Origin of the sequence: Streptomyces sp. NPDC047042 (assembly GCF_040644035.1) — a bacterium.
GTDB lineage: Bacteria > Actinomycetota > Actinomycetes > Streptomycetales > Streptomycetaceae > Streptomyces.
This window is the reverse complement of sequence record NZ_JBEYVP010000044.1, coordinates 48,056-71,210: the sequence shown is the minus strand read 5'-3', so window position 1 is coordinate 71,210 and position 23,155 is coordinate 48,056. Positions and strand designations below refer to the sequence as shown.

Sequence of the window (23,155 nt, the reverse complement as noted above, 5' to 3'; positions counted from 1 at the left end):
CCTCGAAGAGATGGCGAAAGGAAACATGGACGCGAACGACGTGGCAGGCCTGTTCGAGCAGATCCTGGACTGCGGAGCTGTCGCCTCGGACGACAACTTCTTCGAGCTCGGGGGGAATTCACTGCTGGCCCTGACACTCATCGGCCGGCTGAAGGAGCGGTCCTGTGTCCGGATCTCGCTGACCGACGTGGTGCGCGACCCGACTCCGCGGGGCATCGCCGGCCGTCTGACCCAGGTAGGCCAGAGTGACTGAGCTGCCGGGTACCCTCTGGGAGGTTTTCTCAGCCCACGCCCAGCGCATCCCGCAACAGCTCGCCATCTGCGGCACGCACACCTGGACCTACCAGGAGCTGCTACAACGCTCGGCCGAGTTGGCGGAGGCTATCGGCAGCCGTCTCGGACCGGGCGGGTTGGTCGCGCTGGACGCCGCCGGCCCGACTGCCGGTGTGGTCGCCCTTCTTGCTGCGGGGCGTGCTGGTTGCGCGGTCCTGCCGTTGAACCAGGACAGTCCGGCGCACCACAGGGAGATGGTGCTGGCAGACTCCCGCCCCGGGCTGCTGCTCCAGGAGGAGGCCGACGGCGCCCTGACCGTCGTCGAGCTCGAGCACGCGGGTGGCGCTGAGCCGGTCGGTGGGGACTTCCACGGGGTTGCTTACGTCCTCTTCACCTCGGGCTCCACCGGCCGTCCCAAGGGCGTAGTGGTGTCCCAGGAGGCCCTACTGGCCAGGCTCCAAGGCTTGGCGCGCGTGCCAGGTCTCGCGCCGGGCGAGTCCATGCTCGCGATGACCGCGATGTCCTTCGACATTTCGATGGCGGAGATGCTGCTGCCGCTTGCCGTGGGCGGCAGCGTCCTCGCCGCACCCGTCGAGGCCCGGCTCGATCCCGAGGTCTTCGAGAGGATCGTGGCGGACCACAACCCCGAGGTGATCCAGGCGACCCCCAGCTTCTGGCGGTTGGCACTGGCCTGGGGCTGGAGCGGCGCGGCCGACAGCCGGATCTGGTGTGGCGGTGAGCCGATGACGCGGACGCTGGCCGACGGCCTGGTCCCGGTGTGCAAGGAACTGTGGAATGTGTACGGTCCCACGGAGGCGACCATCTGGGCCACCGCCGCTCGTGTCGGGCCCGAGGGCGACATCTCCCTCGGCTCGCCGCTGCCCGGTACGGGAGTCTTCATCGAACCGGGCGACACTGCCCAAGACGGTTCCGGCGAACTGATCATCTACGGCGCCGGACTGGCCCAGGGTTACCTGAACCAGGAGGAGTTGACCCGGCAGAAGTTCGTCCGACTGCAAACTCCCGAGGGGTTGGCGCGGTGCTACCGGACGGGCGACCGGGCGCGGTACCGCGCCGATGGAACCCTGGAGTTCCTGGGGCGGACCGACAGCCAGATAAAGCTCCGCGGGTATCGCATTGAACTGGGCGAGATCGAGAGCGTGCTGGAGGAGCACCCCCAGGTGCGCGAGGCCGTCGTGCTGCTGCGGTACGCAGACGACCCAAGCCGCGCACAGCTGGCTGCCTTTCTTGCAGCCCCCGACGATCTGACGATTCGTCGGCTGAGGACCTGGATGGCGGGTCGGCTGCCGACCGGGCTGCGGCCCCAGTGGTTCTCGATCACCTCCGCGCTGCCTCGGACAACGGCGGGCAAGGCCGACCGCGTTCGCCTCGCGGCAATGTCACATGAAGTGAGCGATGAAACTCTCGGCTGATCTGCAAGTTCTGCGAGTGGCGTCCTTCCGGACCTACTGCGTGGGCCGTTCGGTGTCGGAGCTCGGGTCGAGCATGGTGCTGGTCGCGGTGCCGTTCGCTGTCTTCTCCGCCGGAGGGGACGCGGGCGACATCGGTCTGGTGATGGGTGCCGGAATGTTGCCCCGGATCCTTCTTCTCCTGCTCGGCGGAGTGCTCGGTGACCGGCTTGAGCGCCGCTCCCTGTTGCTGGCAACCGACGTTGTGCTGGCCCTGTGCCAACTATGCACCGCCGCACTGCTACTGGGACACGGGGCACAAGTCTGGAGCTTGGCAGCGGTCCAACTGGTCTCCGGCAGCGCCCGGGCACTTCAACTGCCGGCGACTGGAGGGGCGGTTCAGGACTTCGCCCCGCGTACGTCGTTGCAGCAGGCGATTTCCCTGCTCAGGCTGGCCAACAGCACCAGCAGCGTGGTCGGGCCTGCAATGGCGGGCCTGCTGGTGGTCAGTACCGCGCCAGGCTGGGTCTTCGTCGTGGACGCCGCAAGCTTTGTCTTCTCCGCCGCGGCGATGGCCCGGCTTCCGCGCGGCAGCAGGACGGCGCCGGCGAACAAGAACGTGCTGAAGGAGGCTGCGGAGGGTTGGAGCGCCTTCGTCGCGCTCCGGTGGGTCTGGCTGATGGTCGCGAGCTTCGCGGTCTACCAGGCGACCGTGCTGCCGGCCGTCTTCATCATCGGTCCGCAGATGTCGCGTACCGGACTTGGGCCAGGAGCCTGGGCGGCGATCCTGACCGCCCGGAGCGTGGGTGCCATCCTGGTCGCGCTCCCGCTGCTGCGGTGGCGCGCCCGGCGGCCGCTCGTGGCCTCCCTGCTGGTGTTGCTGCTCGACGTGCCATTTTTCGGATCGCTGTGGATCGGCGCGCCGCTGGCGGTGATCCTGATCGCTGCCGCGCTGTCCTCGGCCGGGCTGAACGCCGCGGACACCCTCTGGGAGACGACGCTGCAGGAAAACGTCTCACCTGGCCTCATCTCCCGCATCAGCTCCTATGACTGGATGGGCTCGCTGGCGTTCTCGCCACTTGGCTACCTGCTGGTGGGAACCGCCGTCCAGCACACGGGCGTGCGGGAGTGCCTGCTCGCAGTAACGATTCTGCATCTCGTCGTGCACCTCCTGCTGCCCCTTGCTCCGGCCATCCGACACATCGGGCACACAACCAAGGATGCCCCTTCGACACAGGACGCCGAGTCGGCGCCGGTCCACTGACACAGAACAGCGGGGATTCGAAAGGCAATGAGATGACGTGGCTCGTTACCGGTGGAGCGGGATATATCGGCGCACATGTCGCAAGAATGCTCAGTGACGACGGCCGCTCGGTCATCATCCTCGATGACCTCTCCACCGGCCTGCGCAACCGGCTGCCGGTTGGTATGCCGCTGGTTCTGGGCAGCGTGCTGGACCGCGACCTGCTCGACCGAATTTTCACCGACTATTCGATCGACGGAATCCTGCACCTCGCTGGAAAGCGAGATCCGGCCGAATCGTACGCAGACCCGCTCTGCTACTACCAGCAGAACCTGAACGGCTTGCAGACGCTCCTGAAGTCGGCACTCGAGGCGCGGGTACGCAAACTTGTATTCTCGTCAAGCGCGGCGGTCTACGGCGAGCCGGACCTGGAATTCGTCGGTGAAAACACTCCCTGCGCCCCGCTCAGCCCGTACGGGATGACCAAGCTCGCCGGCGAGCGACTGGTGGAATACCTGGGTAATTCGCGCGGCCTTGAATACGTCAATCTGCGATTCTTCGGCGTGGCCGGGGCGCTTGCCCCGGAACTGGGGGACGTCGGTTCGGGCAACCTTGTGCAGGCCACGCTGGACCGACTGACCAGCGGCCGGGCTCCGGTGCTCTACGGCCGAGACTATCCGACGCACGACGGCACCTGCATCCGGGACTTCATCCACGTCGCGGACGTCGCGTCCGCACACGTCGCGGCAGTGAGACGGCTCGAGCAGCAGCCCGGTACCGGGCTCGTCCTTAATATCGGCCGAGGAACCGGAGTATCAGTAAAAGAAATGGTGGACACCATTCAGGACACAATCGGCCGTTCGGCGGAGCCGATGGTAATGCCGCGGCGCCCCGGGGATCCGGCACAAATTGTCGCTTGCGCCGATCGCATCAGGGCAGAGCTCGGTTGGGAATCCAGATATGACCTCGCCGATATCGTCAACTCGGCCTGGGACGCCTGGCGCGGTAGGAACGGCGAACGCTCATGAACGGTCGGCCTAGCACCGCCGAGGGCCTCCGGGCCCTGGCGGCGGAGATACCTCTGGTCGCAACGCTGGGGCCTGTGGGCACCGACGCCCATCATGCGGCGCGTGTCTTCCGCCGGACACACCTGATGGAGTCCTTCCCACAGGCCATGGAGTACGCGGTCCAGACAGATGCTGCCGCCTTAGTGGCAGCCGGATACATCGACCGGGCGGGCGGGACAGCCGAAGACACCTGGGTAGACCTGCACTTCCGCTACCTGGGAAAACTGACACTCCGGCATGTCTGGTCCGCAGCCACCAAGCCGATGTGTGTGGCGGTCAATCCGGATCGTGTAGAGACGCTCAGCGACGTGCGGTCCATAGCGCTGCACCCCGCGACCAAGACCTTTGCCGACGCGCTGTCCCCCGACTCGCATCGGGTCTACGTCGAGGCGAAGCCGAAGGCGGTCGCCCTCGCCGAGGATGGCGCGACAGATGCCTGCATCGGGTCGGTAGACGTAGTGGACGGCACCCGGCTGAAGATCATGAAGCGGTTTAACCCCTCCATGGTGTGGTGCCTCTACACCAGGGCGGAATCGTGAACTCCATGAGCACGGTCGCCGTGCTGGGCGCCGGAATCATGGCGCGCGAGATCATTGTTCACCTGCGCGCGACCGGGCACCGGCTCAGGCTTTACAACCGGACCAGGGCGCGAATCGAAGAGCTGTCCTGCGCGGGCGACGAGCTGTGCGGCTCGGCCGCCGAGGCCGCCGACGGGGCCGACATCGTGCTGTCCTTTGTCTCGGACGATGCGGCTGCCGAGAGCGTCTGGCTGGGCAGAAGCGGCGCGCTGCGCACACTGCGGCCCGGGAACTACGCGGTCGAATGTTCGACGCTGTCCGTGCAGTTCACGGATCGCTGGGCCGACGAGTGCCGAGTGCGGGGTGTGCGGGCTGTCGACTGCGCATTGACCGGGAGTCGGCAACGCGCTGCCGAGGCAGATCTGATCGCCTTCGCAGGCGGACCGTCCGAGCACCTCGACGACCTCGCGCCGTTCCTCGGCGTCTTCTGCGGCGAGATCATCCGCTTCGGAAAGGTCGGCTCAGGCATGCGCTACAAGCTGGTGCACAACCTGGCTGCGGCAAGTGCCCTCGTCGGCCTGGCCGAGGCGCTGAGTCTGGCCGAGGCCTGCGAGCTCGACCCCGAACTGGTCGTCCGCACTCTCAGCAGCTGGGGCTGGGCCGCTCCGGTCGCACAGTCCAAGGGGCGCCAGATGGCGGAACTCGCCTTCGACGACGTGATGTGCTCGGTGACGAACCTCGGCAAGGACGTCGCCTACGCCGCGGCGGCCGGTGTCTCCCTGGGTACCAGCCTTCCCCTCGCCGAGAAGATCGCCGAACAGTTCTCCCGGGCCGTGTCCGTCGGCGCGGGCGCATTCGACATGGCCGCTGTCCGCAGCGCCTACCCGGCTAAGCGGAATGGACTGAACGATGACGCGCAACAGCAGCAGTGACGGCGTCGGACTTCCCGACTTCTTCTCACACAGTGTCTTCGTCCCGGCGGACGCAAGGCAGCAGGTGGCAGACCAGCTGAGTGCGGTGATCTCCGAGGCGGCGGCCTACACCGCGCGGTTCGGCGGCGGCGCGGTGGACCTCGTGATCGCGGGCTCGATCGCCCGGGGCGAGCCGGCGGTCCGCTGGAACGGCTCCCGGTACGCACTGGCGTCCGACATCGACTTCGTGGCCATCGCCGACGACCCGTTCGACCGGCAGTCCTTCGAGCGCGGAATCGTGGAGCGGGCAGGTGCGGTCGATCCGACCATCGTGACCACGTGTTTCACCGTGCGCCGGGCACGGCTGCCGCAGGTCCGCTCCTATTTCGGCGCCGACCTGGTACTCGGGCTCGACCATCGACCGGTGCGAAGCGCGCGGCTGGTTTGCGACTGGCCGCCGCTGAGACGCCGTGAGGCCCTGGAGGTGGTCGTCCACCAGCTGGCCAACTACCTGTTGGTCCAGGAGCCGGCCGGGTCCACCGGGCAAAGTGAGCGGAGCGGCGCCGAGCACAAGATCCGTAAGCTGCTGCTGGAGGCGCTGCAGGCCGTGACGCAGCGTCCTGGCCAGCGGGTCAAGCGCTACCGGGAACTGACCGGCGCACCGGCGCTGAAGACCCTTGGCAGCACGCTGTCAGCGGAGCGGATCCGGCACCTCGTGCGCGGCCGGGACCTCAGCACCAAGCTGATGATGTCGAGCGGCGAGGCCGAGCAGACCGTCGGCGCGCTGCTGGCGCGCTTCCTCTGCCCCGGCGCTGGTGAGCAGGCTCCGGCCGTGCTACCCACCGCGCTCACCCGCCTGAGTGACGGCAGGTCAGACGTCCTGACCATCTTTCAGTTCGCCCTGATCTCCTGGTTCCAGCTCGCGAAGGCCCAGCCGTACGAGCAGGAGTATGCCGTGATCCTGCTGCGGTTGTGGCGTCAGCTCGACAGCGCCGGGCTGGAGCACGCCCGGCACGACCAAGCGCTCCTCGCGTCCTTGGACGCCCAGGAGCTGGCCCAAGGCGCCGCCGAAGCCCTGCGGTTGATGGAGCGTGCCATGTGCTCCTTGCGGCTGGACTACTACCGCCTGCTCGGGCCGCGCAATTTCGGAGAGGAATCGTCCCATGCCTATCAGGAACTCGACCTCGCAGACGGAGGCCCCCGTGCCCGGTGACAAGCGGAACAGCTTCCAGGAATACCCGGACTGGGTCGCGCGGATCCCCCAGGCCGAGGTGGACTTCCCAGGCGCGGACGGGCGACTGATCGGCGGGGAGGGCGGCCAGGTTGTGCTGTGGACCTTCGCTGACGGCGGTTCCGTCCCCGAGCACCGGCACGGGCCGCAGTTGGGCATCGTGCTGAGCGGGTGCGTCCAGTTGACCCGCGGCGACGAAACTGCGGAGTGGACGGCCGGGCAGACCTTCTCGATCGACGACCAGGTCCCGCACGCCGCGGTCATCGCACCCGGGACCCGCGTGGTCGAGATCTTCCAGGAGCACGATCGGCACCGCGCTCGCCAGGAGCAGCACGGTGAGTAGCGCGGCGGCACCGGTGACCACGGTGCTTCGGGCCGACCGCCTCGTCACCGGCGAGCGGGGAACCGTCATCCCGGGAGGCTGCTTGGTCGTCCGGGACGATGTCATCCAGTGGGTCGGGCCCGCGGACACACTCCCCGCCGAAAGGTGCGAGGGCGCCGTCATCGTCGATCTCCCCGGCGTCACCCTGCTGCCGGGACTTATCGAGGCGCACACCCACCTCTCGCTCGACGGCGGCCCAAGGCCTTTCGAGGTACTGGCGAGCGCCGACGACGAGGCGATCCTCGATGGCATGCGCGGCAACGCTCGGCGGATGTTGGCGGCGGGCATCACCACCGGCCGCGACCTCGGCGCGCCGCGGCACCTGGAGCACCGGCTCGCAGCCGAGATCGCCCGCGGCGCGACGGCAGGCCCCACATTGTCGACCTCTGGCATCCCGCTCACCGTGCCCGGTGGCCACCTGGACATGATGGGCGGCGCTTGCACCGACGAGCCTGACATCGACGCGTTGATCGCGGAGAATCGCGAGTTCGGCGCGACCTGGACGAAGGTCGTCGTCACCGGCGGCTTCCTGACCGGGGGTACATCTCCCTACCGGAGCCAGCTTCCGCCGGGGTACCTGAAGACCGCTGTGGCGCTCTCCCACGAGCGGGGCATGCGGGTGGCGGTCCATGTGCACGGAACGGAGGGCGTGCGTGAGGCGGTCGCCGCCGGCGTCGACACCATCGAGCACTGCACCTGGATGACCGAGGACGGCTTCGACCTCGATCCGGCTCTGCTCGGCGAGATGGCGGCAGCCGGGGTCGCCGTCAGCGTTACCGTCAACTCCCGGGCCCGCCTCGCGGCCGGTGCACTGCCCTGGCGTGAGCGGCGCAGCCACCTCGACCGGATGGTTGGCGCGGGAGTGAGGATCGCCGTCGGCACTGACTCGGGCATCGGCATGACAGCACATGACGACCTGCCTCGTTCGCTCGACAACTACCGCGATCTCGACCTGAGTTGTTTGGGCGTCATCGAACTGGCCACCGGCGGCACAGCGCGGGCGCTTGGCCTGGAACACACCGTGGGTTCACTCGCAGCCGGTCTGCGGGCGGACGTCATCGGTGTCCAGGGCGATCCGCTCACTGATCTGCAAACCCTGGCGGCACCCTGCTACGTCATGGCTGCCGGCAGAACCTATAAGGCAGGTGACTGAGGTGGACTACCCCTTCAGCGGAGCACACGACACAACCCTGGAGCCGCAGTACGCAACGGCTCGCGCGACCGGCCGGCTGACGAAGGTCACCATGCCGGTGGGTGGCGAGGCCTGGCTGGCGACGACGCATGACCAGGTGCGTCAGATCCTCTCCGACTCCCGTTTCTCGCGGCGGCTCGCCAACGGTCCGCAGACTCCTCGGCTGACCCCCGATCTACTCCCCGAAGGCTCCCTGCTCGCAGTGGATCCCCCGGAGCACTCCCGGCTGCGTCGGCAGATCTCGCGGTGCTTCATGCCACGACAGGTGGTGCGCTTCGGTCCACGGATCGAGGCCCTGGTGGAGGGCCTGCTTGACGCGCTCGAGGCGGATCCGCAGCCGGTGGATCTGGTCCGCCGCTTCGCCCAGCCGCTGCCAGACCTGACGACGGCTGCCGTTCTCGGCATTCCGACCGCAGACCACGGCGAGTTCTTCGGCCTGGCCGATGCGGTGATGGGACGGGTCCAGGCCGGCCCCGGCGTCCCCGAGCCCCGTGCGGAACTGGCCGCCTACCTCCGCCGTTTGACATCCGACGGTCCAGAACCGGGCACCACGCTGGCGGGTACGAGCGTCTCGGACTCCGACGAACTGGTGGACCTCGTCATCGCGCTCGTCGCAGGTGGCCGTACCTCGACCACCTTCCTGTCCAGCGCCGTCTTCGCCCTGCTGCACGAGCCCGACGCCAGTGCCCAGCTGCGCGAGCGGCCCGAGCTGATGCCGGATGCGGTTGAGGAACTGCTGCGTTACGTGCCCGTCGGGCTCTCCGGCGGCTTCCCCCGGACGCTCACGGAGGATGCCGAGTGCGGCGGCCAACAGTTTCGGGCAGGTGAGACGGTGCTGCCCGCGACGATCTCGGCGAACTTCGACGAGTCGGTCTTCAGCGACCCCCAGCGGCTCGACCTGACCCGTCGACCCAATCCGCACCTGGCCTTCGGTCACGGCTCGCATCACTGCGTCGGCGCGCCGCTGGCCCGGATACAGATGAACACCGCCCTGGCCGGGCTGCTCTCCCGATTTCCCGGACTGCGTCTCGCCGAAAACGTTCCTCCAGTGTGGCACTCCGGCCTCGTGGTCCGAGCGCTGTCAACCCTGCATGTGCAGTGGTGACCGGGTGATCAAGCTTCCCGAGAGCCCGTACGCGCTCAAGTGGCTGGACCGGGAGGCGCAGACCATCCCGTTGTCCATCGCCGACATGGACGTTCCGACGGATCCGCTGATCCTGGAGTCCATCGCGGAGCGCCTGCGCTACCCCCTGGCGTACCCGCCGCCGTACACCACGGACGGCCTCGCTGACCGCCTCGCGGACTTCTTCAACGAGCGGTACGGGGCCGGCGTCTCGCGAGACTGCTTCTGGTTGGCAGCCGGGGCGGTACCCGTCTCGTACCTGATCTTCGACGAGTTCCTGGAGCCCGGTAACGAGGCCCTGTACTTCGCGCCGTCGTACAAGTACATCCCGGGCGCGGTGCAGGCCGCCGGTGCCACCGCGGTGCCGGTCCCGGTCGCGCCGGACCACCGCACCTCCACGCTGCGGCGCGAGCTGTCGAAGGCCGTCAGCCGGCGCACACGCGCCGTCTACCTCTGCAACCCGCACAACCCCACCGGCCACGTCTTCACCCGTGCGGAGTTGGAGGTCATCGCGGAGTTCGCGTTGCGACACAAGCTGCGGATCGTCTCCGACGAACTCCACTCGCGGCTCGTCCTCGACGGAGTGCATACGCCGATCGCCGCCCTCGGGGTGGAGGTGGCGAGGATTTCGCTCACGATTGACGGACCGACGAAGTCACACAACCTGGCCGGTATCGGCGGTGCCTTCGTCTGGTCGCCGGACGCCAGGGCGGTGGCCGAGATCCGGGACCGCCTGGGCCACCGGGCCGCGCCGGCCAGAGCGCTCCAGCGGGCCGTGATGGAGGCGGCCTACAGAACTGAGGACAGTCCCTGGCTGCGGAGCACCCACGAGCTACTACGGCACAACCGTACGGTGATCGAGAACTTCCTACGGCCCTACCGTCCTGAGGTGCGCTACACCCCCGGCGAGGCCACCTACTTCGGCTGGCTCGACTTCGGCGAGACCTTCGCCGAGCGCGGCGCCCACGAGGTGCTGGCCGAGCACGGCCTGGCGGTGGAACCCGGCCCGGACTTCGGGGCCGAACACCGCTTCGCCCGGATCACCTTCGCGATGCCGACCAACCTGTTGCAGGCGGCGCTGGACCGCCTTGCTCACGCTCTTGTCGCCCGTGTTGACGCTATGAAGAAAGGGAGTGTGCCGTGGACGGACGCCGCCGTGTGACCGAGGCCGAGTACGAGCACCTGAACAACCTGCAGATCCGCATGGACACGCACCGCCGCTACAGCGAGTTTCCAGACGACCCCGATCGAGCGCTCTTCGACCTGCTGCGCCTGCCGTCGGCCGCGGGCCTGCTCGATGTCGGCTGCGGGACCGGCAAGTTCCTGCACGCGCTGGCGGGCCAGGGGCACTCGGGCCGACTGTGCGGCATCGACACCTCGCAAGAGGCGGTCGACACCACGCGATCCGTGCCAGGGGTCGAGGCCATCCGCGCCTTCGCCACGAAACTGCCTTTCGCCGACGAGGAGTTCAGCATCGTCACCGCACGTCACATGCTGTACCACGTGGAGCGGCCCGAGGCGGCGGTCGCGGAGTGTCGACGGATCCTTGCCTCCGGAGGAACGTTCGCCGCGCTCGTGAACCACCAGGTGACCGCGCGGCGTACGCGGGACCTCGTGTCCGCGGCAGCGCGGGCGCTCGGGGTTCCGCGTAGCGAGCCGCCCATCAACAGTGTCCACTCCGACTCCCTGCCGCCGATGGTGGAGCAGGTCTTCGGGCATGCCAAGGTCAAGCGGTTCGACAACGCGCTGGTCTTCGCCGAGCCGGCCCCACTGATCGCCTTCGCCCTCGCGATCTCCTCGTTCTGTGGGGTGTCGCCCGAGGCTGCCTCCGACGCCGGGTTCGCGCAGGAGATCACCGCTCGCGTCCAGCACTGGTTCGACGCGAACCCGGGTCCTTGGACGGACCCCAAGGGCTACATCATCTGCACCGCGTCTCATCGGTGACCAGCGAATCAAGGAGTACAGCGTGACCATGCCGATCGAGCGTGACGCCGTCGAGGTAGTGATTTCCCAGCAGTGGGGCAAGGTGCTCGGCACCAGGCCCGCCAGCCTTGATGCCAATTTCTTCGAGTGCGGCGGGACTTCGCTCGCTGCTGCCGCCCTGACCGGCTCGCTCCGGCAGGCACTGGGCTGCAAGCTCACCCTCAACTCGGTCTTCGAGAATCCGACCGTGCGCGGACTGGGGAAGCTCGTGCGGGCGGCCGCGGCCGACTCCGCGGTGCCCGCGACCAGCCGCCTCATCGCCATCAAGGAGAGCGGTGAGGGCGTCCCACTGGTGATCGCCCCGGCGGTCGGCGGGGGCGTCAACACCTTGGGACATCTGGGCGACGAACGATTTCGGCGACCGGTCTTCGCGCTTCTGTCACGAGGACTGAGCGCTGCCGACGGTGTGGCTCTGACCAGTACCGAAGAGATCGCCGAGGACTTCGCGGACGTCCTGGAAGCCCAATTGCCGGTCGGCGCCGTGCATCTCGGCGGTTTCTGCGCCGGCGCCCATCTGGCCTGGCAGCTGTCTGCCGAACTCACGAGGCGGGGTTGGCAGGTGGTCAGCCTGGCGATGTTCAACGCCCCGCCGCTGGGAGGTGCGCAGCCCACACTGGAGACTGTCGTGAACGACCGGCTACGGGAGGTTGCGCAGAACGCCGGCGTCGGCGAGCTCAGTGCGGAGGCGCCCTTCGCCTCCCTCTTCCGGGCCCTGGGCGGTGTCTGGGACATCGTCGAGGAGACCGCAGCCGACTTCGAGGCGCGGACAAGGGTCTACGCCGCCAACACCTTCGCGGTGTCACGGTTCTCGCCGGTCCCGCTCGACGCACCGGTGGCTTTCTACAGCACGCCGGACCGCCTCGACGGCCTGGACACCGAAGCCGCGGAGCCCATGCGGGACTGGGGCTCGTGGGGAGTTGGCCGACTGGCCACCTTCGACGTCCCCGTCACCCACTGGGAGATGCTCCAGCACGGTCCGACGCTGACGCACCTTGAGGACTGGATTGTCGCTGCCGAGAGAGCAGGGCTCGCGGTCTCGAACGAGGACCTGCCCCGGCTCGGTGTGGTCTACGCGCCCAAGGGGGCGGCGACCCTTCCCGAGATCTACCTTGCGGCGGAGGGTGTCTGCGAGATCGCGCTGATCGTCGAAGCCGAGACCGCCGCCGTCACTCCTGACCTGTGCACCGTGGCAAGCAAGCTCTTCGGCAACGTCATCGTGCTGGACGGGGACGCGGGGTCGGCACTGCGCGGGCTGAGCCTGGACGGTTTGACCACCTTCAACGATCATCTACTGGACCTCGTGGACCAGGCCGAGCAGGACCTCGGCCTGGCCGGATCCACCCAGACCCGCAATCCATGGGACAAATTGACTCAGCGTCACCTACTGGTCGACGCCGGGGTCTCCAAGGTGTGGGCGGTCGGTGTCGACTCGGCTGAGGACTTCGCCCGCGCGGTCGAGGAAGTCGGCTTTCCTGGCGTGCTGAAGCCGCGGCGCGGGGTCGGCGGCGGCGGGGTCTCGTTCATCGACTCGGTGGTGGAGTTCGACCGTGTGTTGGCGGCGCGCCTCTGCTGGGACGGTCTCCTCTACGAGCAGCGCATCGCCCCCGGCTCGCACCCGTCTGGCGTCTCCTGGCTTGCCGACTTCGTCTCGGTGGAGACCGTGTCGACCGGCCAAGGCCGACAGCATGTCGCGGTCTTCGACAAGACACCGGTCGCCGTCGCGGCCGGACAGGGCAGTGACGGTTCCGATGTCGTCAGTACCACGGGAGACGTCATCCCCTCCAGGCTGCCTGCCGAGGACTTGGCGGCCGTGGTCGCCTGTGTCGATCAGGCCTTGGACGCCTTGGACGTCACCTGGCGTGTGACGCATACCGAGGTACATGTCTGCGCAGCCGGGGTGGACGTCATCGAGGTCAACGGGCGGGTAGGCGGGCACCTGACCCGGCTGCTGCGACTCGTCGGCGGGCCTGACCTGGTCCGACTCGCGCTGCTCGCCGCTCTCAGGACCGAGCCCGAGCCCGTGACGGGCCCGCTCAGCGGAGCCGCGGCCGGCCTCTTCCCAGCCTTCCCACAGTGCTCCGGTGCGGTACTCTCGCGGGTCCGTCGTTCCGACCTGCGTCAGCTGTCAGGCGTGGTGGGTGTGGACGACTTGGCCGTCGCCGGAACGTCGCGTGCCGACACTGGCTTCCGGGCCGCGAACCTTACGCTCAAGGCGTCCGGGACAGCGGAGCTCGACAGCAGTGTCCAGATGACCTGCCGACGGATCGCCGAGCTCTTTGCCGAAGACGGGCTGGCCCAGGGCCCTTGGCCGGCACAGGTGATCAGCGGATCCTGACTGGCCAGGCGCTGGCGATCGGCCGACGGCGCCCCAGAGCGCCGTCGTCCAGCTCGGTGGCACCTCCATCGAAGCTTGCCGGGCTCGCTCGCCTGCTCCAGGTCGAGCCCGGCGTGCGCCTGCCTGTGTTCGCGGGCTACCAGGCGACAACGCTCCGAGAGCAATCGGTGCTGGTCGCGGAGCCTTCGGTCCGTTCGCTCCTTGAGTCGCGACGAGGGTCCAGTGTGGTGGTCGTCCTGATCCATCCTGCCGGTGGCCGTCCACTGAGCTACCGGTCGCTTCGAGAGGCACTGCCTCCCGACCATCGCGTGATCGGGCTCAAGGACCCCTGTCCGACCTTCCGCCTCATTGTTGGCCCTGGTGGTCGGTACGCCCTCGCGCTTGAGTCGCTTGGCCGGCCGGCGCACCTCGTCGGCTGCTCGCTGGTCGGCGTGATCGCCGCGGAGATCGCTCGGCACCCGGACTCGAGGTTCGTTCGCTGACGATCCGACATGTGGCGAGCGAAGTGGGGAACTCCCCGACGTCGACGCGCCGCGGGCAGCGTGCGTGGCCGACTGCCGAACCCATCGGAGGCCAGCGCGTCGACCCAGGATGGTGCACCCTCCGTGGGCCGCCCGGATGACAGCCGCATCGAGGGGCTGCACCCCGCCGAGGGCACCGTGATCCAAACCACGTCCGGCGACGTACGACCGGGCTGTTCTCGGTTGGTCGCCCATGCCCTGGAGCACGTGCCCGCGGTGGCGCAGGAAGCCTCCGAGGACTTGGTCGCACCGACGGCAGCTGCCTCTGTCCGCATTCAAGTCGGCTGCTAGGGTTCGGTCATGCGAATCTTGGTCACCGGCGGCAGTGGCTACATCGGCTCCCACACCACACTCCAACTCGTCGCGTCGGGCCACGAAGTCGTGATCGCGGACAACTTCAGCAGGAGCAAGCCCTCGGTCATCGGCCGCCTCGATTCACTGTCCGGTGCGTCTATCGAGCACCACGTCATCGATCTCACGGACCGGGAGGAGACTGACCGTCTCTTCGCGCAGGGGGCGTTCGACGCGGTCATCCACTTCGCTGGGCTGAAGGCGGTCGGGGAGTCCGTCGCGTTGCCCTTGGAGTACTACTCGAACAACCTCGGCTCGACCCTCTCCCTGCTGACCGCGATGCGCGCGAACGGCGTCAAGAAGCTGGTGTTCTCCTCCTCCGCAACCGTCTACGGTGAGCACGCGCCGGTGCCGATGCAGGAGGGGTTCCCGACCTCGGCGAACAACCCCTACGGCTGGACCAAGGTGATGCAGGAGCAGATCCTGCGCGACGTCGCCGCGGCCCACCCGGAGATGCGGATCGCACTGCTCCGCTACTTCAACCCTGTCGGTGCCCACCAGTCCGGGATGATCGGCGAGGACCCGCAAGGCGTGCCCAACAACCTGATGCCGCTGCTCGCCCAGATCGCTGTCGGGCGGCGAGACCTCCTCCGCCTCTACGGCAAGGACTACAACACTCCCGACGGCACCGCACGACGGGACTACCTGCACGTCGAGGACCTGGCCGCCGGCCACATCGCCGCCCTGGACAGGCTGGAGAAGACAGAGGAGTCGGTCTCGACCTGGAACCTGGGCACCGGGACGCCGACCTCAGTCCTCGAGATGGTGTCGGCGTTCGCCGAAGCCAGCGGTCGAGAGATCCCGATCGTCGACGCGCCCCGGCGCCCCGGCGACATCGCGGACTCCTACGCGGACCCTGCCAAGGCTCAGGCCGAGCTGGGCTGGGTGGCCTCCCGCACCATCCACGACATGTGCACGGACACTTGGCGGTGGCAGTCGCAGAACCCGGACGGATTCCCGGACGCCTAGTGTCCAGAGTCCCAGAAAAACAACGGACCTGGTCCGCGTGAAGGGCTTGGGGCCGTTGCCCCCGGGGGCGATCCAGGCGCGGATGTCTTCTCGAGTGCGGACGTGTTTTGTGAACACTGGATTCGCGTTCCTGCGCAGGGCTGGTGGTCGGTTCTCATGCGGCTCTGGAGAAGGCGGCTGACGGCTCCGCAAGGCATTCGCGCACTGACGTCACCCTGGGGGTCGGTCGTTGCATCCTCGAGTCACTGCGGTCGTGCGGCGCTTGCCCACATCACGGGGGTAGACGAACCTCCTTGTACGTACAAGGACGTTGGTCGTCATCACGCGGGCCGGACATGAGCCGGTCGTCATCGTGTCCCTTGAAGACTACGAGTCCCTGAAGGAGACGGCATACCTGCTGCGGAGTCCCGCGAACGCCCGGCGCCTGCTCGCGTCCATCGACGAGCTGGAAAACGGCGGCGGCACCGTACGCGAGCTGGCGACCGACGACTAAGGGCCACGAGTGAAGATCACCTTCTCTTCCCGCGCCTGGGAGGACTACCTGTGGTGGCAGCTTCAGGACCGGAAGATCCTCAAGCGCATCGACACACTCATGGCGGACATCGCCCGCAACGACAACGAGGGGATCGGCAAACCGGAACCGCTCAAGCACGGCTTCTAGGGCTACTGGTCGCGCCGTATCAACGACGAGCACCGACTGATCCACAAAGCCACCGAGGACGGTGTCCTGATCGCACAGTGCCGCTACCACTACGAGAGCTGACAGAAGGCGAGGCAGAGCACAGCGCGGCAGCCTCCTCGCGACCTGCCCCACCCCGAACACGAATAGGCGTGTGAACGCGGAGTGGGCTGGGTCACATCCATGCCGGAACTGGTCACGGCCGTCCGCTCGGCGAAGCAGTTCCTGACGTATGTGGCGTCGGGGCCCTTCCAGTACGCGGTGGCGGAGGCGCTGTCCCTGCCGGACTCGTACTTCGAGGAGTTCCGCGCGGACATGCGGGCCAAGCGGGACCTGCTGTCGGCGGGGCTCACGGAGGCGGGCTTCAAGGTCTTCAACCCCTCCGGCACGTACTTCATCACCACCGACATCCGCCCCCTCGGCGAGACGGACGGCTTCGCCTTCTGCCGCGCACTGCCGGAACGGGCGGGAGTGGTGGCGATCCCGAACGCGGTCTTCTACGACCACCGGGAGCAGGGCGCCCCCTTCGTCCGCTTCGCGTTCTGCAAGCGGACATCGGTACTGGAGGAGTCGGCGGAACGGCTCCGCAAGGCATTCGCGCACTGACGCGGACGAACACCGACGTGGACGAACGCAGCCTCAGGAAAGCGGGCCCGCGAGCAGTTGGAGCCGTTCGGCGTCGGGGCCGCCCTCCTCGGCGGTGTAGACGATGAGCACCGGGCCGGGGGCACCGGGCATCGGGGAGGCGTCCCGGTCCAGGTTCCGCTCCCCGACCAGCGGGTGGTCGACCCGCATCCGGCCGCGCGTGGTCTCCTCGACGTCGTGGCGGGCCCACAACGTCGCGAACTGGGCACTGCGGACGGCGAGTTCGCCGACGAGTTCCGGGCCGCGCGGGTGACCCGGATCGGCGGCGATCCGCGTGCGCGGCATCCCGGTCAGTTCGGCGACGGTAGCCGCCCGCTCCGGGCCGAGCCGGGCAGCGGCCGCGTCTTTCAGGCCCATCGGGCCTGGGGCGCCCTGTGAGGTCCTTACTCGGTCGGCTGCACCCCATGGCGGACCTGGACGATCGGCAGCCGCAGAGCGGCGGGGGCGTGCTCGGGCACCACGGGACGCCGGGGGCTGACCGGGGCCAGGCGGTGATAGGCCGAGCCCACGGGAGGCCGCTGATCGGCTTCGCCCTTGTTGGGCCACAGAGCCATGGCCCGTTCGGCCTGGGCGGTGATGGTCAGTGACGGGTTGGCCCCGAGGTTGGCCGAGATCGTCGAGCCGTCGACCACGTGCAGGCCGGGGTGGCCGTAGAGGCGGTGGTAGGGGTCGACGACCCCGGTCTCGGGCGAGTCGCCGATGGTGCAGCCCCCGATGAAGTGCGCGGTCGCCGGGGTGTTGGTGATGTCGGCGGCCGTGGCGGTGGCTCTGCCGCCGATCTTCTCGGCCACACGGCGGGCGACCTCGTTGCCCACGGGGATCCAGGTCGGGTTGGGTGGGTGCCCCTGGGAGGTGACCAGCTTGTGGCGCCCGAACCGGGTGTTCTTGCCGGAGACGGTGAGGGAGTTGTCCAGTGACTGCATCACCAGCAGCATGATCGTCTTCTCCGACCAGTTGCGCACCCACGGTGAGCCCAGGTGCCGTGGGTTGCGCGCGAGTTCCTGGACCCAGGTGACCCACCGTGGATGCGGCTTGTCGCCGTCGGTCAGGGCGGTCATCAGCAGGCCGAAGGCGTTGCTGCCCTTGGCGTAGCGGAACGGCTGGATGTGGGTGTGCTCATCGGGGTGGATCGAGGAGGTGATCGCCACCCCTTGGCTGTAGTCGACGTCATTGCGCTCGGCCGTGGCGCCCAGGATCGCTTCGGAATTGGTCCGGGTCAGCAGGCCCAGTCGGCGGGAGATCCGCGGCAGTAGGCCGGTGTCGCGCATACGGTGCAGGAGCTTCTGGGTGTTGTAGGTGCCCGCGGAGAACACCACTTGTCCGGCGGTGAAGGTGCGCAGGTTCTCGCGGCGCCGCGGCGAGCGGCCACTGTGTACCGTGTGCACCGCGTATCCTCCGCCGGCCAGCGGACTCACCGCGCGCACAGTGGTCAGCGGGTGGACCTCGGCACCATGGTGTTCCGCGAGGTACAGGTAGTTCTTGTCCAGGGTGTTCTTGGCGTTGTGCGCGCAGCCGGTCCAGCACGACCCGCAGCCGGTGCAGGTGTTCCGGCTCGGACCGCTGCCGCCGAAGAACGGGTCCGCGACCTCGGTACCCGGTGCGGTGCCGGGACCGCCGAAGAGCACCCCTACCGGGACGGGGCGGAAGGTCTCCTCGACCCCCATGTCCCCGGCGACTTCTTTCAGGACCTTGTCGGCCTCGGTGACCAGCGGGTTGGCGGTCACGCCGAGCATGCGCTCGGCCTGGTCGTAGTACGGCGCCAGCTCACTCTGCCAGTCGGTGATGTGCGCCCACTGAGGATCCCTGTAGAACTTGGCCGGCGCCCTGTAGAGGGTGTTGCCGTAGATCAGGGAGCCCCCACCCACGCCGGAGGCAGCCACGAGAAACACGTCCTTGAGCCAGTACATGCGCTGTAGCCCGTAGAGGCCCAGCCGGGGCGCCCACACGGAATTGCGGGCGTCCCAGGAGGTTTTGGGGATGTCGGCGGCTTCGAAGCGCCTTCCGGCCTCCAGCACCCCGACCCGGTAGCCCTTCTCGGTCAGCCGCAGCGCGGATACCGAGCCGCCGAAGCCGGAGCCGATGACCAGCACGTCGTAGTCGTACGTCATGTCGTTAACTTCATTCCTGCCGGCTTGATCGCCTGGAGCGAGATGGTCTGGGACGCGTCCCACCGCGCGAAGGACATTCCCTCGGGCGGTACGAAATTCATGAGCCGCACGTGGCCGGCGAGCAGGCGTCACGCCACCGCGTTCAGCAGGTCCGCCAGGATGTCGGGCCGTTCCAGGGCGATGAAGTGGCCGGCTCCCCGCACCTGGGTGAAGTCGGCGGCCGGCAGCAGTCGCCTGTTGGCCTCCCGGTCCGAGGGCCGGGACCAGTCCTTCTCGCCGTAGACGAGGTGGATGGGGGCCTTGACCTCGGGGTAGCGCGAGCGAGCCGCGATGAGGCTGGGCAGCGCCTGGTACACGCTCCGGGCGACGGTCGGGTAGCCGGGACGCCGGCCCACCTGGAGGAGCTCGTCCAAGTAGTCGTCCCGCAGGGCGCTGTTGTCGCCCAGGCCGCCCTGAAGGATCTTGCGCATGACGGGCTTGGGCTGCACTCCGGCGATCACGGGGCCCACCACGGGGGCGAGGACACCGCTGACCACCGCGCGGGCGAGGAGACTGGAGCGAGCGATCCCGCCGGCGAAGTCGTACGTGTTCACCGCGACCACGCGTCGTACCCGCTCCGGCAGGTCGGCAGCGGCGGTCAGGGCGAGCACCGCACCCATGGACTCCCCCACCAACGTCACGTCACGCAGGTCGAGTTCGGTGAGGAGGCGTTCGACACCGGCGCGCATCGCCGGCTCGTCGTACGACGCCCCGGGCACGATCTCGGAGTAGCCCATCCCCGGCAGGTCCAGCGCGTACACGGTGTAGTGGTCGGAGACCAGCGGGATGAGCGAGCGGTAGTGCTCGGCCTGCGTGCGCACCGTGTGCAGCAGGACCAGGGGAGCGCCGGAGCCCGCCTTGAGGTAGCGCAGCGTGCCCTCGCGCCTGTTGCGCTCGCCGCGGGGGGCGAGGGTGTGGGTGGTGGTCCCGGGGACGGTGATCGTGGGACGTGCATTCTGACTGGGCATCTCGCCGACTCCTGGCGTGTGAACCGCTGGGGGGATGGGGGTACGGTCCGACGGACCTACGGTGGTACCGATCGGTTTCCAACATCATAAACCGATCGGTTTCCAAGCGCGCAACCCCTGATCAAGTACTGCGGGAAGGCTTCACCCTTTCTCCATAGCCGCGACGGCGGTGGCCGAGCGTGTGCGAGCGGCACAGCAGGGGTAAGCACGGCACGCCGTCGTCATCGGCCACGATCACGTCACCGCGCCGGACGGTGATGCCGGGCATCCACCCAGTCCAAGTGCGTGATCAGCCGCTTGAACCGCGGGTACGCGGTCCGCTCGATCGAGGCATCCGCAGCGAGAAGGGCATTCGCTGGGGTGGAGATCAGACAGAGGTCAGGCTCTTCGCCATGACCCGCTCCCTGCCAACGCCATCGGGCAGAAGATCGCCAGGCTCATCCGTGTCCGTGAAACCATTCCGCTCATAGAGCGCGGTCGCCTTGCGGTTGTCCGGCTTGACGGACAACCGCAGCGTCGTCGCACCGCGCTCCGCCCCCCACCGCTCGACCGCCTGGATCAAGCAGTCACCCACGCCCTTGCCCCGAGCCGTGGGGTTGACCCACAGCGAGATCAACTCCACGTTCTCCGCTCCCTCGCCCGGCACTCCGCTGGCCATGCCCACCGGAAGGCCGTCGAGGAGCGCGACAAGATCGTGCGCGCCAGGTATCGACAGACGGGCACGCCAGCGTTCCTCTCGGTCGCCGGAGCCCTGCCACTGAGCCAGCGTCGATCCGAACGCGTAGGGCGCCTCAGCGAGCGCGGACAGTCGCAACTCCCGCCAAAGGGGCCAGTCGTCTGATCCCAAGGTGCGTAGCTCAAGCATGATCCAGACCTTGCCCGCCCGACGGGACGGGCAGCAAGTTGATTACAACCACGCAAACGAGGCCGTTCAGTCCTGCCACCCGATCGCCTTTCTTCAGGCTCACCCGCGCACCTCGACCGGGCCGAGGTCGACGTCGCCAAGCGGGCGGAGGGCTTCCCTGAGCTGCTCAGGGTCAGCGTTGACCCGGGCAGTCGCCCGCCACGAGACGATCGCTCGACGCACCGTCTCCCTGGCGCCCAGCTCAGCCGCGTCGGACGACGCGTCCGAGCTCGACGGTGAATTCCCGGACTTCCTCGTCGTCCAGGTGACGCACCCACCGGAACACCTCGGGCACCTGACTCACGCGGCAAGGTGTCCGGCCGCTCGGGACCGGCAGTCCCGGCAACGGCCGGGTTCCGTCGCGCGGAACGCCCTGTCGCAGCCGTCGCAGTTCTGCAGGAGCCGCGCCGAGGTCGGATGCACGGCGGGTCCTGCGCTTCTGGTCGGCTCGGACGGGGCGAGGGGTGTCTCCTTGAGCCGGTAGGCGAGGATGCCCGCCGGGCGGGTCAGGAAGGTGTCCGGGAGCCGTGCGGTGAGGTGGTCGGTGATGTGTGTGGGCCGGATGCCTGCCGCGAGCCACCTGCTGACGCCGGGGGCGAGGCGGGCTGCTTCCTGTTCGGTCAGGGCGAGGCGGGGGTCGATGCGGCGCAGACCGGCGAGTACGGCGATGGCTTGCGGGTCGGCGTCCGCCATCGAGATCGGCGCCTCGGCCTCTACGGGCACCGCGACCGTTTCCTCCACGGGTTCCACGGGCTCCGCAGGCTCCACAGGCGCGGACACGGGCACCGGCGCGGGTGGAGCCGCAGCGACGGTGGCCTGTGTCAGGGACGGGCGCGGGTCGCGATCGAGGCGATCGAGGCGTGGGACGTCGTAGAAGTACGTCCGTGTGCGGATCTGGCCGGTGGAGAGGCGTTCGCGGCGGCGTTCCAGGTATCCGGCGGCTTCGAGTTCCCTGAGTGCCCGGGAGATGAGGATCTCGCCCTCGTCGAAGTGCTTGCACAGGGCGGCGATGGTCACGGGGGCGCTGTCGGGCAGGGAGTGGATGTAGGCCGCGACGCCTACGGTGACGGCGCTGCCGCGTCGTTGGGCGAGGGCGTTGGAGATCACGGTGAAGTCGGCCGTGAGGCGGGTGCGTACGTGGATCACGCCGGAGGTGGGAGCTCCGGCGTCGGCGCGCATGCGCGCGTTAGACTGCGGCTCAGCCATTGGGAAGGTCTTGCTTCCTGTTTGGTCAGGCCCTCGTTCGGGATTGCAGTCCCGGCGGGGGCCGAAGTCTTTGTGCGGTTGTCGCGGCGAACGTAACCGCCCACATCCCGCGCCCGCAAGCCGGTCACTCGGACGGGTGACGCGCGTGTGACGCGCGCCTCGCGTGCGGGGAGGGAGGGTGGGCGGGTAGCTTCCCCGCCTCCTTTGTAGTGGTTCTTTCTCCCGGTTCTCTAGGGAGGTCAGGAGCCCACCGGACCCCGACGGACCAGGCCCCGGTGGCCCCGTGACACCGGACGAAGACCGGGCCCCGGCCGCCCCGGTACCGGTCGCCTCGGCAGTGGCCGGCCCGGAAACGGCGAGAGCCCGGCCTCCCGGCCGGGCTCCCTGATCCACAGGCGTGCGGGGAGACCTACTCTTCGTCGCCCTCGGGCTTCTCCGCCTCGTCGATCTCCTCTTCCAGGCCCAGCTGCTCGATGAGCCACTTGTCGAACTCGATCGCGGCCCGTACCCAGCTCACCGTCGACGACACGAAGTGCTCCAGGCTGACGCCCGTCCCGATCAGCATCTGCGCCTCGCCGATGAGGCGGACGGTGCCGTCGTCGTGGGTGTGGCTGTAGACCTTGGGCCACAGGGTCCGGCGGTTCCAGTCGTCGATCGACTCGAGAAGCAGGGGCTTCTGCTCGATCTGGTGGGGGCGGTCGTAGAAGGTCCGCACCGAGAAGACCTGCTGGTCGCCCTCACCACGGAACATGAAGTACGTACGGAACTGCTCCCACGGCGCCGCGAGGTCACCCTCGTCGTCGACGACGTACTTCAGCTCCATCTGCTCGAGGAGCTGCTTCACAAGGTCCTGATCCGGGACGACGGGGCCCGCCGGGCCGCCGGGCTGCGGCTCGGGCTGGCCCCCGAAGTTCGGAATCGAGGACGGGTCGATGGTCATACGGAACACTCCTGCACTCGTCTGGCTCGTCCGGCCATCGCTGAGACCAGACCTACACGCCCCACCCTCTCCTGCTTCGCCCCCGAGCGGCAACAGCCGCCCGCGTGCGTCGGCCCGAGGCGTCCGAAATCAGCGTATGAAGATCCACGGGACACCCG

The 23,155-nt window shown here is 68.4% G+C and carries 20 protein-coding genes and 3 pseudogenes; 17 read left to right on the top strand and 6 right to left on the bottom strand.

The annotated features are described in order from the left end of the window. The first annotated feature begins 25 nt into the window (after positions 1-25). The 17 genes and pseudogenes from ABZ855_RS39060 to ABZ855_RS38980 all read left to right on the top strand — a co-directional run. Complete coding sequence (locus ABZ855_RS39060) at positions 26-253, top strand: phosphopantetheine-binding protein (protein ID WP_360815529.1); 228 nt, start codon at positions 26-28, stop codon at positions 251-253. Beyond that, on the top strand, positions 246-1,706 hold the full coding sequence (locus tag ABZ855_RS39055; protein ID WP_360815526.1) for an amino acid adenylation domain-containing protein: 1,461 nt from the start codon (positions 246-248) through the stop codon (positions 1,704-1,706). The genes ABZ855_RS39060 and ABZ855_RS39055 overlap by 8 nt, the downstream gene beginning before the upstream one ends. Further along, positions 1,690-2,946: an MFS transporter gene (locus ABZ855_RS39050; RefSeq protein ID WP_360815523.1), complete on the top strand. Its 1,257-nt coding sequence runs from the start codon at positions 1,690-1,692 to the stop codon at positions 2,944-2,946. The genes ABZ855_RS39055 and ABZ855_RS39050 overlap by 17 nt, the downstream gene beginning before the upstream one ends. Positions 2,947-2,978: 32 nt before the next feature. Continuing rightward, complete coding sequence (gene galE, locus ABZ855_RS39045) at positions 2,979-3,953, top strand: UDP-glucose 4-epimerase GalE (RefSeq protein WP_360815520.1); 975 nt, start codon at positions 2,979-2,981, stop codon at positions 3,951-3,953. A 74-nt stretch (positions 3,954-4,027) separates the two neighbouring features. Continuing rightward, the gene (locus tag ABZ855_RS39040) at positions 4,028-4,531 is read left to right on the top strand and encodes a hypothetical protein (RefSeq protein WP_360815517.1); all 504 of its coding nucleotides are present in this window, start codon (positions 4,028-4,030) and stop codon (positions 4,529-4,531) included. Between the two features lie 5 nt (positions 4,532-4,536). Beyond that, on the top strand, positions 4,537-5,442 hold the full coding sequence (locus ABZ855_RS39035) for an NAD(P)-dependent oxidoreductase (RefSeq protein ID WP_360815514.1): 906 nt from the start codon (positions 4,537-4,539) through the stop codon (positions 5,440-5,442). Further along, positions 5,420-6,634 carry a hypothetical protein gene (locus tag ABZ855_RS39030; protein WP_360815511.1) on the top strand — a complete coding sequence of 405 codons (1,215 nt, stop codon included), beginning with the start codon at positions 5,420-5,422 and terminating at the stop codon, positions 6,632-6,634. Before ABZ855_RS39035 ends, ABZ855_RS39030 begins: the two co-directional genes overlap by 23 nt. Continuing rightward, entirely contained in the window at positions 6,585-6,995 is a 411-nt protein-coding gene (locus ABZ855_RS39025) for a cupin domain-containing protein (protein ID WP_360815508.1), read from the top strand. Before ABZ855_RS39030 ends, ABZ855_RS39025 begins: the two co-directional genes overlap by 50 nt. Then, positions 6,988-8,187, top strand: coding sequence for an amidohydrolase family protein (locus ABZ855_RS39020; protein WP_360815505.1), 1,200 nt, complete (start codon positions 6,988-6,990; stop codon positions 8,185-8,187). Before ABZ855_RS39025 ends, ABZ855_RS39020 begins: the two co-directional genes overlap by 8 nt. A gap of 1 nt (position 8,188) precedes the next feature. Further along, a complete protein-coding gene (locus ABZ855_RS39015) occupies positions 8,189-9,331 on the top strand; it encodes a cytochrome P450 (protein WP_360815502.1) in 1,143 nt (380 codons plus the stop codon). Between the two features lie 4 nt (positions 9,332-9,335). Next, positions 9,336-10,511 carry an aminotransferase class I/II-fold pyridoxal phosphate-dependent enzyme gene (locus ABZ855_RS39010; protein ID WP_360815499.1) on the top strand — a complete coding sequence of 392 codons (1,176 nt, stop codon included), beginning with the start codon at positions 9,336-9,338 and terminating at the stop codon, positions 10,509-10,511. Continuing rightward, positions 10,490-11,293, top strand: a complete 804-nt coding sequence (locus ABZ855_RS39005) for a class I SAM-dependent methyltransferase (protein ID WP_360815496.1) — start codon at positions 10,490-10,492, stop codon at positions 11,291-11,293. The genes ABZ855_RS39010 and ABZ855_RS39005 overlap by 22 nt, the downstream gene beginning before the upstream one ends. Before the next feature lie 28 nt (positions 11,294-11,321). Then, the gene (locus tag ABZ855_RS39000; RefSeq protein ID WP_360815574.1) at positions 11,322-13,667 is read left to right on the top strand and encodes a thioesterase domain-containing protein; all 2,346 of its coding nucleotides are present in this window, start codon (positions 11,322-11,324) and stop codon (positions 13,665-13,667) included. Between the two features lie 821 nt (positions 13,668-14,488). Continuing rightward, positions 14,489-15,508, top strand: a complete 1,020-nt coding sequence (galE, locus tag ABZ855_RS38995) for a UDP-glucose 4-epimerase GalE (protein WP_360815493.1) — start codon at positions 14,489-14,491, stop codon at positions 15,506-15,508. Between the two features lie 307 nt (positions 15,509-15,815). Then, positions 15,816-16,001: pseudogene (locus ABZ855_RS38990) on the top strand (type II toxin-antitoxin system prevent-host-death family antitoxin); the annotation flags it as partial. 9 nt (positions 16,002-16,010) lie between these two features. After that, positions 16,011-16,271 (top strand): annotated as a pseudogene (locus ABZ855_RS38985) (Txe/YoeB family addiction module toxin). Positions 16,272-16,352: 81 nt separating this feature from the next. Beyond that, positions 16,353-16,793: pseudogene (locus tag ABZ855_RS38980) on the top strand (aminotransferase class I/II-fold pyridoxal phosphate-dependent enzyme); the annotation flags it as partial. Between the two features lie 33 nt (positions 16,794-16,826). Here ABZ855_RS38980 and ABZ855_RS38975 read toward each other — a convergent pair. The 6 genes from ABZ855_RS38975 to ABZ855_RS38950 form a co-directional block, all read right to left on the bottom strand. Beyond that, positions 16,827-17,189, bottom strand: a complete 363-nt coding sequence (locus ABZ855_RS38975) for a hypothetical protein (RefSeq protein ID WP_360815490.1) — start codon at positions 17,187-17,189, stop codon at positions 16,827-16,829. 26 nt (positions 17,190-17,215) lie between these two features. Next, on the bottom strand, positions 17,216-18,940 hold the full coding sequence (locus tag ABZ855_RS38970; RefSeq protein ID WP_360815487.1) for a GMC family oxidoreductase: 1,725 nt from the start codon (positions 18,938-18,940) through the stop codon (positions 17,216-17,218). 128 nt (positions 18,941-19,068) lie between these two features. Then, positions 19,069-19,947 (bottom strand): alpha/beta hydrolase, encoded by an 879-nt coding sequence (locus ABZ855_RS38965; protein WP_360815484.1) that lies wholly within the window; start codon positions 19,945-19,947, stop codon positions 19,069-19,071. A gap of 367 nt (positions 19,948-20,314) precedes the next feature. Next, a complete protein-coding gene (locus ABZ855_RS38960) occupies positions 20,315-20,812 on the bottom strand; it encodes a GNAT family N-acetyltransferase (RefSeq protein WP_360815481.1) in 498 nt (165 codons plus the stop codon). A 339-nt stretch (positions 20,813-21,151) separates the two neighbouring features. Then, complete coding sequence (locus ABZ855_RS38955) at positions 21,152-22,057, bottom strand: hypothetical protein (RefSeq protein WP_360815478.1); 906 nt, start codon at positions 22,055-22,057, stop codon at positions 21,152-21,154. A gap of 409 nt (positions 22,058-22,466) precedes the next feature. Beyond that, positions 22,467-22,997: a YbjN domain-containing protein gene (locus ABZ855_RS38950; protein WP_360815475.1), complete on the bottom strand. Its 531-nt coding sequence runs from the start codon at positions 22,995-22,997 to the stop codon at positions 22,467-22,469. Positions 22,998-23,155: the final 158 nt, after the last annotated feature.

Excerpts from the sequence above, each read along its gene's own strand:
- ABZ855_RS38955 (WP_360815478.1), bottom strand. The coding sequence starts at position 22,057 with ATGGCTGAGCCGCAGTCTAACGCGCGCATGCGCGCCGACGCCGGAGCT.
- ABZ855_RS38970 (WP_360815487.1), bottom strand. The coding sequence starts at position 18,940 with ATGACGTACGACTACGACGTGCTGGTCATCGGCTCCGGCTTCGGCGGC.
- ABZ855_RS39035 (WP_360815514.1), top strand. The coding sequence starts at position 4,537 with ATGAGCACGGTCGCCGTGCTGGGCGCCGGAATCATGGCGCGCGAGATC.
- ABZ855_RS39030 (WP_360815511.1), top strand. The coding sequence starts at position 5,420 with ATGACGCGCAACAGCAGCAGTGACGGCGTCGGACTTCCCGACTTCTTC.
- ABZ855_RS39050 (WP_360815523.1), top strand. The coding sequence starts at position 1,690 with ATGAAACTCTCGGCTGATCTGCAAGTTCTGCGAGTGGCGTCCTTCCGG.
- ABZ855_RS38950 (WP_360815475.1), bottom strand. The coding sequence starts at position 22,997 with ATGACCATCGACCCGTCCTCGATTCCGAACTTCGGGGGCCAGCCCGAG.
- ABZ855_RS39060 (WP_360815529.1), top strand. The coding sequence starts at position 26 with ATGGACGCGAACGACGTGGCAGGCCTGTTCGAGCAGATCCTGGACTGC.
- ABZ855_RS38975 (WP_360815490.1), bottom strand. The coding sequence starts at position 17,189 with ATGGGCCTGAAAGACGCGGCCGCTGCCCGGCTCGGCCCGGAGCGGGCG.
- galE (WP_360815520.1), top strand. The coding sequence starts at position 2,979 with ATGACGTGGCTCGTTACCGGTGGAGCGGGATATATCGGCGCACATGTC.
- ABZ855_RS38960 (WP_360815481.1), bottom strand. The coding sequence starts at position 20,812 with ATGCTTGAGCTACGCACCTTGGGATCAGACGACTGGCCCCTTTGGCGG.
- ABZ855_RS39000 (WP_360815574.1), top strand. The coding sequence starts at position 11,322 with ATGCCGATCGAGCGTGACGCCGTCGAGGTAGTGATTTCCCAGCAGTGG.
- galE (WP_360815493.1), top strand. The coding sequence starts at position 14,489 with ATGCGAATCTTGGTCACCGGCGGCAGTGGCTACATCGGCTCCCACACC.
- ABZ855_RS38965 (WP_360815484.1), bottom strand. The coding sequence starts at position 19,947 with ATGCCCAGTCAGAATGCACGTCCCACGATCACCGTCCCCGGGACCACC.
- ABZ855_RS39025 (WP_360815508.1), top strand. The coding sequence starts at position 6,585 with ATGCCTATCAGGAACTCGACCTCGCAGACGGAGGCCCCCGTGCCCGGT.